The following is an 11428-nucleotide window of genomic DNA, read 5'->3' on the forward strand; positions in this document are numbered from 1 at the left end:
TTAAATTTATGTCATAAATTAATAAATTAGTATAACATAGTTTAAGATAATATAAATTTAAAAGTATTTCAGTATGAAATACAACATTCATTTTAAATTTTTAAATTCTAAATTAAACATGCCCCGTTATTTTAATTCTTTATCAGATGATGGTAAAGAAATATAGTTTTTAACTGTTTCTAGAACAGAATCTTCTCCAACATAAACTATTATATCTTGTGAATGTATTTTGAAGTACGGGCCAGGTGATAAGAATAAATCGCCATCTCTCTTAACAGCAATTATAGTAGCTTTTGTATTATGCCAAAAGTTAAGTTCACCAATACTTTTATCTACAGCAATACTATTTTCTTCTACTATACTTTCAAAAGGGATAATAGAACCAACATTTCTTAGCTGAGTAGCAAATTCAATTATTGCATTAATATTTTTTTCAAGCTTATTATCGATATCTTTTCTTTTCTTTATTAAATCAAAAGTGTCGCTATTTAAATGAGTAAAATCTGATTTTGTTTTGAATTTATTTAAAAATTCTTTTGCATAAGTTTTATTATTTATTATGATTCCACTTTTTTCATTAATAGTAACAACATTCATATCTTTTAATAATGCTAAGGATCTTCTAATAGTTTCAGGAGATACATTATATATACTAACTAAAGTAGTTCTTCCTGTTATTTTACTTCCTTCTAAAAATTCATTATTTATTATTCTATGAGCTATATCAATAGCTATTTTTATATAATTAGGGGTTTTTGTTTGCTTAGACAATATTAACATCTCCTTTACGTTAAGATTCTAACATACAATATTGGAAAGTAAAATACCTATTGAAATATATAATCTATAAATGAGGTAATATAAGGAATAAATGTATTGCTTGAAGTAAATAATTGGAATATAAGAAAGTTATATATTAATGTTAACTAATAATTTTTAATTGTTTAGTTATGTGCTTTATAATTGAATTTAGATTTTAATTAGCCTATAATTAAGGCATTAGTTGAATTTAGAGGTAATGATATGAATAATAATTTGAAATTAGAACAAGAAATATTAAAGGAAAAAAGGAAAAAGATAGATAATGAACTTTTAGAGAAGAAAAAGAGCTATGAAGTTATAGAAGGCAAGTTAAAAGCTTTAACAAAAGAATCAAAGGGAAATTATAACGAAGAAAAAGAAACAACAGAAAAAATATATTCTGTATTAAAAAAAGATATAAAGAATTATGAGGAGGCTATTAAGGTTCCTTATTTTGGTAGGGTTGATTTTAGGGAACTGAGAGGCCAAGACGAAAGTATATATATAGGCAAACAATCAGTTAGTTCAACTATAGATGGAGAAGAAATAGTAGTAGATTGGAGAACTCCAGTAGCTGATTTATATTATAGTGGAACTGGAGGATATGCATATTATAAATCTCCACTAGGAATAATAGAAGGAAACCTATCTCTAAAAAGAAAATTTTTATTTAAGGAAGATTCTTTAAATGAAATATTTGATGAGGGGATAAACGAAATTATAGTAAAAACAGGCGATGAAGGAAATGACTTAGTTGATGAATTTTTAAAAATAAATCTTGAGGAAAGTAGAGGAAAAAAATTAAAAGAAGTAGTAGCAACTATCCAAAAGGAACAAAATGATATTATAAGATGGCCTAAGAATTTACCTATTATAGTTCAAGGTTCAGCTGGTTCTGGGAAAACTACTATAGCCTTACATAGACTTGCCTATTTGATTTATAGATATTCAGAAACTATGAAGGGAAAAGATATTTTAGTTTTAGCTCCTAATAAGTTGTTTTTGGATTATATCTCAGATATATTACCTAATTTAGGTGTTGATGAAGTTAATCAAACTACTTTTCAGGATTTAGTACTTAAGCATCTGAAAATTAGAAGTAAGGTAAAGGGAAAAGATGAAAAACTTAAGGAGTTAATTGAATCTGACGATGCAGAAAAATGCAAATTAATAATAAATTCATCTAAAATAAAAGGAACATTAGCATTTAAATCTATTATTGATAGATACATTGCATTATTAGAAAGTGACTCTGTTGATATAACAGATATAATGATTGGAGATTATTTATTATTTAATAAAAGAGAAATAATGAGGCTTTATCTTAAAGACTTAAAGAATTTTCCAATAAATAAAAGAAAAGATGAAATAAAAAGATATTTAGGATTAAAGCTTAAAGAGAGAATAGAAGTCCTTTGTCTGCAAGTAGATTTAGAATGGGATATAAAGATTAAAGAAATAAAAATTAAACAAGAAGATTGTGAAGATAGAAGAAAGCAATTAATACAAACTTATTCAGAAAGAGATGAAATAAAAAATAATATAAAAAATAACTCAAAAAAAGAAATGAATGAGTATTTTAAAAGCTGGAGAGGAATAACTTCTAAGGACATATATGTGGATTTATTTAAAAATGAAGATTTTTTTGAACTTGCTACTTTAAATAAAATACCAAAAGAATTATCACAATTCATGAAGGAAGAAATTATTTCAAACTATAATAAAGGAATTATAGATGAAGATGATTTAGCACCACTTTTATATATTAATATTCTTTTAGAAGGCGTTGAAGAAAAAGAAAAATACTCTCATATAGTGGTGGATGAAGCACAAGATTATAATCCATTCCAAATTTATTTAGTAAATAGATTAACAAGAGGAAATTCTCTTACTTTAGTTGGAGATATTGCTCAAGGAATATATTATTATAAAGGGATAAAGAATTGGAGTGATATAGTAGATAAGGTCTTTGATGGAAAGGCAACTTATATGCAGCTTACTCAAAGCTATAGATCTACAGTTGAGATTATAGATTTTGCTAATGGTGCGCTAGATGCACAAGAGTTAGACTTGAAAAGAGCAAAACCTGTATTAAGACATGGAGAATTACCTAAAATAATAAAATGTAATAATAGCAAAGATGCAGTAAAAAATATAAATGATATAATTACTGAAGTTATGGATAAAGGGAAAAGTAGTATTGCAATAATAACTAAAGGTGTAGAAGAAGGAAAAACTTTAGAAAAGCTTATAAAAAAGAATTCGCAATTTAAAGCAACATTAATAAAAGGGAATGAAAAAGAGCATAATGATGATATATTGATAATACCATCCTATTTAACAAAGGGATTAGAATTCGATGCAACAATTATTTATAATCCGAGTAAGTCTAATTTTAAAAATAATTTATTAGATCAAAGGCTTTTATATGTATCATTAACAAGGGCTTTGCACTATGAATATATAATAGAAGTTGATAATATAACAGATATGATAAAAATATAAAAGTTATAGACAAATTAAATAAAAAGTTATAGAAGAATTAAAATATAGATGATAAATACACAAAAAAAGTCGAATTGCATAATTGTTTGACAAAAGTATTTATGGTAAAATATTACTAAAATATATATAGTAAAAGATTAAAGTTGGAGGTAGGGATATGTTACAGGAAGAGCTAAAGAATAATATATATTGGGTAGGGGTTAAAGACCCGGATTTAAAAATATTTGATATAATAATGGAAACTAAAAAAGGAACAACCTATAACTCTTACGTAATAAATGACGAAAAAGTAGCTGTAGTAGATACTGTTAAAACTGGATTTTATGATGAGTTTAAAAATAATTTAAAAGAAGTAATTGGTGATAGGAAAGTAGACTATGTTATAGTTCAGCATACTGAATTAGATCATAGTGGATCATTAATAAAATTAATTGAAGATTATCCTGAAATAAAAGTAGTAGCATCTAAAGCTGCATTAAATTATTTAAAGAATATATTAAATAGAGATTTTAATGCCGTAGAAGCTAAAGAAGAGATTTCACTTGGAGAAACAAGTCTTAAATTTATAAGCGCACCTAATTTACACTGGCCAGATACTATTTTCACATATGTAAAAGAAAGAAATTTACTATTTACATGTGATTTTACTGGTTCTCATTATTGTCCAGAAGGCGGAATTACAGAAAGTTTGAACCAAGATTATTTTGTAGAAATGGAATACTACTTTAATTGCATAATGGGACCATTTAAAAAGTTTGTACTAATGGGCTTAGACAAGATAAAAGACTTAAATATAGAATGTATTGCACCGAGTCATGGACCAGTTCATGTTGCTAATATAGATAAGATTTTAAATCTTTATAAAGAATGGGCAACAGAAGCAGAAGTAGATAAAAATAAGGTAGAAATATTTTATATTTCTGCATATGGAAATACAGAAAATATGGCTAACTTTATGAAGGAAATGCTAGAAGAAAAGGGATTTAATGCAGATGTAACAGAAATAACAACTATTCCTTTAGAAGAAAGTATAGCAAAAATAGAAAGAGCAAGAGGATTTATGGTTGGATCTCCAACAATAAATCAAGATGCAGTTAAACCATCTTGGGATTTATTATCATTAGTTAATCCTATAATAAATAGAGGAAAACCTGCATTAGCATTTGGTTCTTATGGATGGAGTGGAGAAGGAGTAAGAATGCTAACATCAAGACTTAAAGATTTAAAGCTTAAAGTAGTTGAGCCAGGATTATCATTCTGTTTTGTGCCTTCAGAGCAAGATTATAAGAATGCAGAAGAAATGGTAAATAAGTTTATAGAACTGATGTAGTTAAAAAACACTAGTAAAAGAAAGATCTGTGAATAAAAAAACACAGGTCTTTTATTATTTTACAACAAAATATTAACTAAAAATATATAATTATGAAAAAGAAAGTATTAGTCATAATAAACTTTCATATATATTTAATATGATATAGATAAAAATAATTAAATTTTAAAAATTATTCCCTAAAAAAGCATCTTAGGAATATCTATATAGTAAATACTAAAAAAGGGGGGAAACTGCTTCTTAATAATTGCTAAAGCAATTTTAAAGTGGAAAATATATGAGAAAAGAGTTAACTTCACAAGAAGTAAAATTTAATTTTAAATTCAAAGAAAGTGATTTGAAAGGCAGTGTAACAAAAATTCCTGAAATAGATAGTGAGTATGAAAAGATTGGAAGAGCTCTTAATATAAATAAAGAAGGCTATAATCTTTATTTAATTGATTCATTTTCTAAGGAAAAACTAAAGAAACTGCAAGGTTATATAGAGGAGCAGTATAAATATCTGGAACCTCCAAAAGACATTTGCTATGTTTCATTAGAGGATGATAAAAAGCCAGAAGTATTATTTGTTAGTAATGGTAATGGTAAAAAGTTGAAGGACGCAGTTGAAGAAATAAGAAATAATTATATAGAAATAGTAGAGGAGTTCTATAATACTTCATCTGAAGATGAAAAGGATGAGCTTATAGAAGAAATACAAAGTAAGAGAAATGATTATATAAGTGAATTGATGGAGATGGCAAAAAAAGAAGATTTTGAAGTGAAAGTCACTAATAAGGGTTTTGCTTTTATTCCATTAATAAATGGCAAGGTAATTAGCGAAAGTGAATATGATAAATTAGAAAAAAATAAGAAAGAAGCTATTGTAGCAAAAGCATCTATTTTAAAGAAAAAAGCAGAAGTAGTTTTAGGAAAATTAAAAGATATAGAAACTAAATCAATAAAAAAGTTAAAGGAAATATATAGTGATTTCTTAGCCAAGGAAATGGAAGGATATAAGGACGAGGTTTTACTTGAATTTATAGATGATGATGCAGCTTATGAATATTTAGAAAGATTATTTATATCAATTGAAAAGGAAATTATAAATTGCTATACAATGGATATTGATGAAGATGAAGAACAACTTTATCAAGTTATAAATAAGTATGATATGCATTTACTTGTTGACAATAGTTCAAGGTCTACACCACCTGTTATTTATGAAGAAGATCCAAATATAAACAATTTAATGGGTTTTATAGAGTATGAGAATCATAATGGTGTATATACGACAGATATATCCTTAATAAATCCAGGAACTTTACTAAAAGCAAATGGTGGATGTTTAATTGTTAGAATGAGCTCACTAGCTACTAATTCATATTCTTACTACCATTTGAAGAAGGCTCTTATAACTAATAAAATAACATATGATAATTCAAAATCATATGTAGAAGTAATATCAATAAGTGGATTAAAGCCACAACCAATACCTATAAATGTAAAAGTGATTTTAATAGGTGATCAAGAAACTTATGATACACTGTATAGCTTAGATGAAGATTTTAGAAAGTTATTCCCTTTAAGGGCTGAATTTAATCCTATTGTAGAGGCAAATGATAATGTTACATCTTATATAAATAAATCTATAAAAAATAAAGTAAAGCAAAATAATCTTATGCCTATTACAGAAGATGGAATAAATGAAATAATCAAATATCTATCAAGAACTGCTAATAGTAAGACTAAAGTAAATATAGATACTACTGAAATAGAAAAATTAATGATTTTAGCAAATGATAATGCAAAAAAGAGAAAGTCATTAATGATAGAATCTAAAGATATAGTGGATATTGCATATGCTAAAGAAAGAATAGAAGATGAATATGATAAAATGTATAAAGAAAACAAAATTTTAATATCTGTTATAGGAAAAAGAGTAGGAGTTATAAATGCACTAGCTGTTTTGGATACTGGATATCATTCTTTTGGAAAGCCTATGAGGATAACATGTGTATCTCACAAAGGATCAGGAAGAATAATAGATATTCATAAAGAAAGTAGATTAAGCGGAAAAATACATGAAAAATCAATAAATATATTAAAAGGATTACTAAATAATATAATTAATCCATATGAAGAAATTCCAGTAGATTTTTATTTAAGTTTTGAGCAAATTTATGGTTTACTTGATGGAGATAGTGCATCAGTAGCAGAGATTATATGTATTTTATCTTCATTAAGTAAAAGACCTATAAAGCAAACAATTGCAGTAACTGGCTCTATAAATCAATTAGGGGAGGTACAAGCAATTGGAGGTGTTAATGAAAAAATTGAAGGTTTCTATAGGGTATGTGACTTTTTAGATACAGTTAAAAATAAAGGAGTTTTAATTCCTTCTTCAAATAAGGATGAATTAATATTAATACCAGAAATTGAGAAGTCTATAGAAAATGGGGATTTCCATATATATACTATGGATAATCTAGATGATGCAATAGAAACTTTAATATTAGAAGAAGGTGAATCATTAGAAGATTTTTATACAAGCTTACGATCAGAAATAAAAAAATATAAAAAAGTTAAAAAAGAAAAACAAGAATAGTAATATAACTAAAAGACATAGTCTTAGAAATTTATTTTAATGTAGAATTTAGTTTGTTCAATTTCAATTAATCTTGACTACTTTTACAAAGTTAATCTCTTATTTTTATAAAGGGGGTCGCGTTTCGCGACCCCCTTTTAGGCTTACACATTAATTTTTTCTTCTAAAGGGTATAACGAAACGTCATATCCTCTTAAGCTATTGATTTTACTTACTTAAGTTAGGGTTTAAATAGAATTTTTTTATCTACTATTTAAATATGCATAAAACTAAGTATTTTTAATTTTTAATAAAAATTTATAACATATATTACATAAATTTATATTGAGTAATAAATTAAATATTAAAATTTCTATTAATTTAAATATAATAAGATAAAAAAGTTATTATTTTATTTGACTATGAATAAAATAGTATGTTAAAATTATGGAAAAAGAAGGAAAATAATTTTAAATAACTATTGAGGAGGTGGGTGGTGCTGGTCGCACAATTAAATGGCTTTCTGCGGCAGCCCCAGTTTGTATGTATCTAAAATTCGATAAAAATGAAGACAAACTAGTTGTTAGCTTAATGGGTGAGTTAGATCATCATAGTGCTGAAGAGGTAAGAGTTAAAATAGATGATAGGATAGATAGAGATAACATAAAAAAAGTTATATTAAACTTTAATGGAGTAACATTTATGGATAGCTCTGGAATTGGTGTAGTTATAGGTAGATATAAGAAAATGCAAAATAGAGATGGGAAACTTTGTGTAGCAGAAATAAATAAAACTGTTAATAAAGTTTTTGAAATATCAGGTATGTATAAAATTATTGATGTATATAGCAATATAGATGAAGCTGTAGTCAATATTTAATGGAGGGGTTTAAAATGGTAGATAATAAAGTAAGTATAGAATTAATGAGTAAATCCCAAAACGAAGGGTTTGCAAGGGTTGCAGTTGCTGCATTTGTTTCCCAATTAGACCCAACAGTAGAAGAACTAACAGATGTAAAGACAGCGGTATCAGAAGCCGTAACAAATTCTATAATACATGGTTATGAAAACAAAAAAGAGGGTATAATCAAAATAGAAGCTACTATAAGTGGGGATGAAATAACTATAAGTATTGAAGATTTTGGCAGAGGAATTACAAATGTTGAGCAAGCAATGGAACCACTATATACTTCAAAGCCAGAGCTAGAAAGATCCGGAATGGGATTTACAGTTATGGAAACATTTATGGATAGCTTAGAAGTAAAGAGCGAAGAAGGTAAAGGAACTAAAGTTGTAATGAAGAAGAAATTCAACACAGTAAGTTAGGTGAAGTATATGGAAAATGGAAGTGTAAGAAAAGAGGCGTATAATTATGAAGAAAACTCACAATTAATACCTCTAGCAAAAGCAGGTAATCAAGATGCCATGAATAAAGTCATTGAGATGAATTTACCTCTTGTATCATCCATTAGTAAAAAATTCCTTAATAGAGGGTATGATTACGAAGACATATTTCAAATAGGTTCCATAGGGTTAGTTAAAGCTATAAATAATTTCGATGATAAATTTAATGTTAAGTTTTCTACCTATGCAGTTCCTATGATAATAGGGGAAATAAAGAGGTTTATTAGAGATGACGGAATAATAAAGGTAAGTAGAAATGTAAAAAGTTTAGCTAGGAAGTTACATTTTGACAAAGAACAACTAACTAAAAAATTAGATAGGGAACCAACTATTGAAGAGCTATCTGAGTTTTCAGGCGTAGACAAAGAAGAAATACTGTTTGCTATAGAATCTGCTGCTAGTATGCAATATCTATATGATACTATTCATCAAGATGATGGAGCCCCTGTTTTACTTATAGACAAACTAAGTGAAAAAGGTGAAGACGATAGTGATATGATAAATAAAATTGCATTAAAAGAAGCACTAAGAAGCCTCGATAGTAAGTCAAGACAAATAATAATGCTTAGATACTTTAAGGATAAAACACAAGTTCAAGTTGCTAAGATGCTAGGTATAAGTCAGGTGCAAGTATCTAGAATTGAAAAGAAAGTATTAGTATTAATGAAACAAAAACTACAAGAATAAAGAAAAAATATTAAATTACAAATGATAACAAAGGGAAAGAAAAAAATGAATAAGTTATAATAAAAATCTTTTGAAATTATATCAAAAGATTTTTTTTTTGTTGAAAAAATTTTGAAGTATATTCCAGTGTTATATTTATTATAATTGGGATAATAAAATTATACATATTTAGAAAGGAGTAATATTATGGCTAAAAAAAAGACACCAAGTGAACAACAAATATTAAATAAATTTCAAACTATTACAGATCAGACAAATCCAAAGCCTAAAATAGTTAGAAATTGTGCAAGGGCTTTTTTAGTTGGAGGGGCAATTTGTACATTAGGTCAAATTTTTCAAACACTTCTAGTTAAATATGGATTTCAAGAAGAAGAGGTTAAAATGTTGTTACCAATAATTATGGTATTTTTAGGAGCTCTTTTAACTGGAGTAGGAATATACGATAAAATAGCATCTTTCGGAGGCGCTGGAACGGTAGTTCCGATAACAGGTTTTTCAAATGCTGTTGTTGCTCCAGCCATAGAATTTAAAAAAGAAGGTTTCGTGTTTGGAGTAGCAGCTAAAATGTTTACCATAGCAGGACCAGTATTAGTATATGGTATAGGAAGCTCCGTAATAATAGGTATTATTTATTATTTTATACAAGTATTAAAATAAAAAGGAGGAAGGAATAATATGAATACTAATAATTTAAATGTAAAAAAAGTTGGAAAGCAAACTGTAAAACTTCAAAATCCTCCTAAAATAATAGCAACATATTCTATTGTTGGACCAAAAGAGGGTGAAGGACCATTAAAGGAATATTTTGATGAAATATTAAATGATGATATGTTTGGAAAAGAAAGCTATGAAAAAGCTGAGAGCGAAATGATGTATACAGCAATAACAAGTGCAATAAATCGCGCTGGATTAAAAGAAGAGGATATAGATTATTTATTTGCTGGAGATTTATTAAATCAAATAACATCTTCATCTTTTGCAGCTAGAAAATTAAATATACCGTTCTTTGGATTATATGGAGCTTGCTCCACTATGTCAGAATCATTAAGTGTGGCTTCTATGATGATAGATGGAGGATTTGCTAATTATGTTGTTGCCTCTACTTCATCACATTTTAGTTCAGCAGAAAGGCAATTTAGATTTCCTTTGGAATATGGGTCACAAAGAAGTCCATTGGCTCAATGGACTGTAACTGGTTCAGGAGCTATGGTTCTTGGAAAAGAGGGTAACTTTCCAGAAGTTACTTATATAACAACAGGAGTTGTAAAAGATTATGGAATAAAAGACCCAAATAACATGGGTGCAGCTATGGCACCAGCAGCAGTAGATACCTTAGCAAGGCATTTCAAGGATACAGGTAGAGACCCTAAGTTTTATGATGTAATTGCAACAGGGGATTTGGGTAAAGTAGGTAAAGAAATAACATGTAAATTACTATTAGAATATGGATATGATATAAGAGAAAATTACTTTGATTGTGGAGATATGATATTTGATGATGTAGTTCAAAATACAGACTCAGGAGGAAGTGGGTGTGGGTGCTCAGCTGTGGTAGCATCAGGATGCTTCTACAAAAAATTAATGAGAAAAGAAATAAAAAATCTTTTATTAATTTCTACAGGAGCTCTTATGAGTACAACCTCATCTTTACAAGGTGAAAGTATTCCGGGCATAGCACATGCTGTAGCAATAGAATTTAAAGAAAAGTAGAAAGGGGAGACTAGTATGGAATATTTAAGTGCCTTTATAGTAGGTGGAATAATATGTGTAATAGGACAAATTCTTATGGACACTACTAAATTGACACCAGCAAGAATTCTAGTAATCTTTGTAACATTAGGGGTAATATTAGGTGCCTTTGGAATATATGATAAATTAGTTGAAATAGGTGGAGCGGGTGCAACAGTTCCTTTACCTGGGTTTGGAAATTCTCTTGCTAAAGGTGCAATAAAAGCTGTTGAAGAAAAAGGATTAATAGGTGCTTTTACAGGTGGGATAACAGGAACAGCTGCAGGAATAACAGCTGCAATTTTCTTTGGATACATAATGGCGTTAATATTTAATCCTAAAACAAAATCTTAATAGATTATAGTAAATATTAGAAATTAATACTTTAAAAAAATGGCCTAACAACTT

At 27.6% G+C, this 11428-nt stretch carries 10 protein-coding genes; 9 read left to right on the forward strand and 1 reads right to left on the reverse strand.

Features of this window, described 5'->3' with window-relative positions:
• Positions 1-126: 126 nt before the first annotated feature.
• The gene (locus I2E83_RS08325; RefSeq protein ID WP_195263241.1) at positions 127-771 is read right to left on the reverse strand and encodes a TrkA C-terminal domain-containing protein; all 645 of its coding nucleotides are present in this window, start codon (positions 769-771) and stop codon (positions 127-129) included.
• Positions 772-1023: 252 nt separating this feature from the next.
• On the opposite strand from I2E83_RS08325, the gene helD reads away from it, so the two are divergent.
• The 9 genes from helD (at position 1024) to spoVAE (ending at position 11374) form a co-directional block, all read left to right on the forward strand.
• On the forward strand, positions 1024-3306 hold the full coding sequence (gene helD / locus I2E83_RS08330; RefSeq protein WP_195429400.1) for an RNA polymerase recycling motor HelD: 2283 nt from the start codon (positions 1024-1026) through the stop codon (positions 3304-3306).
• A gap of 157 nt (positions 3307-3463) precedes the next feature.
• Entirely contained in the window at positions 3464-4636 is a 1173-nt protein-coding gene (locus I2E83_RS08335) for an FprA family A-type flavoprotein (RefSeq protein WP_195429402.1), read from the forward strand.
• Positions 4637-4913: 277 nt separating this feature from the next.
• On the forward strand, positions 4914-7223 hold the full coding sequence (locus I2E83_RS08340; protein ID WP_195263244.1) for an AAA family ATPase: 2310 nt from the start codon (positions 4914-4916) through the stop codon (positions 7221-7223).
• A 522-nt stretch (positions 7224-7745) separates the two neighbouring features.
• On the forward strand, positions 7746-8081 hold the full coding sequence (gene spoIIAA, locus I2E83_RS08345) for an anti-sigma F factor antagonist (protein WP_195263380.1): 336 nt from the start codon (positions 7746-7748) through the stop codon (positions 8079-8081).
• Between the two features lie 14 nt (positions 8082-8095).
• Positions 8096-8527 carry an anti-sigma F factor gene (spoIIAB, locus tag I2E83_RS08350; RefSeq protein ID WP_195263245.1) on the forward strand — a complete coding sequence of 144 codons (432 nt, stop codon included), beginning with the start codon at positions 8096-8098 and terminating at the stop codon, positions 8525-8527.
• A 9-nt stretch (positions 8528-8536) separates the two neighbouring features.
• Positions 8537-9292: an RNA polymerase sporulation sigma factor SigF gene (gene sigF / locus I2E83_RS08355; RefSeq protein ID WP_195263246.1), complete on the forward strand. Its 756-nt coding sequence runs from the start codon at positions 8537-8539 to the stop codon at positions 9290-9292.
• 186 nt (positions 9293-9478) lie between these two features.
• A complete protein-coding gene (gene spoVAC / locus I2E83_RS08360) occupies positions 9479-9949 on the forward strand; it encodes a stage V sporulation protein AC (RefSeq protein WP_195263247.1) in 471 nt (156 codons plus the stop codon).
• Between the two features lie 18 nt (positions 9950-9967).
• Positions 9968-11002 (forward strand): stage V sporulation protein AD, encoded by a 1035-nt coding sequence (spoVAD, locus tag I2E83_RS08365; RefSeq protein WP_195263248.1) that lies wholly within the window; start codon positions 9968-9970, stop codon positions 11000-11002.
• Positions 11003-11017: 15 nt separating this feature from the next.
• Entirely contained in the window at positions 11018-11374 is a 357-nt protein-coding gene (gene spoVAE / locus I2E83_RS08370) for a stage V sporulation protein AE (RefSeq protein WP_195263249.1), read from the forward strand.
• Positions 11375-11428 lie beyond the last annotated feature (54 nt).

The sequence above is a fragment of the Clostridium sp. D46t1_190503_E9 genome, assembly GCF_015555225.1.
Lineage (GTDB): Bacteria > Bacillota > Clostridia > Clostridiales > Clostridiaceae > Clostridium.

What these genes read in the sequence shown, in the direction of transcription:
- helD (WP_195429400.1), top strand. Translation starts at nt 1,024, where the DNA reads ATGAATAATAATTTGAAATTAGAACAAGAAATATTAAAGGAAAAAAGG.
- I2E83_RS08335 (WP_195429402.1), top strand. Translation starts at nt 3,464, where the DNA reads ATGTTACAGGAAGAGCTAAAGAATAATATATATTGGGTAGGGGTTAAA.
- I2E83_RS08340 (WP_195263244.1), top strand. Translation starts at nt 4,914, where the DNA reads ATGAGAAAAGAGTTAACTTCACAAGAAGTAAAATTTAATTTTAAATTC.
- spoIIAA (WP_195263380.1), top strand. Translation starts at nt 7,746, where the DNA reads ATGTATCTAAAATTCGATAAAAATGAAGACAAACTAGTTGTTAGCTTA.
- spoIIAB (WP_195263245.1), top strand. Translation starts at nt 8,096, where the DNA reads ATGGTAGATAATAAAGTAAGTATAGAATTAATGAGTAAATCCCAAAAC.
- sigF (WP_195263246.1), top strand. Translation starts at nt 8,537, where the DNA reads ATGGAAAATGGAAGTGTAAGAAAAGAGGCGTATAATTATGAAGAAAAC.
- spoVAC (WP_195263247.1), top strand. Translation starts at nt 9,479, where the DNA reads ATGGCTAAAAAAAAGACACCAAGTGAACAACAAATATTAAATAAATTT.
- spoVAD (WP_195263248.1), top strand. Translation starts at nt 9,968, where the DNA reads ATGAATACTAATAATTTAAATGTAAAAAAAGTTGGAAAGCAAACTGTA.
- spoVAE (WP_195263249.1), top strand. Translation starts at nt 11,018, where the DNA reads ATGGAATATTTAAGTGCCTTTATAGTAGGTGGAATAATATGTGTAATA.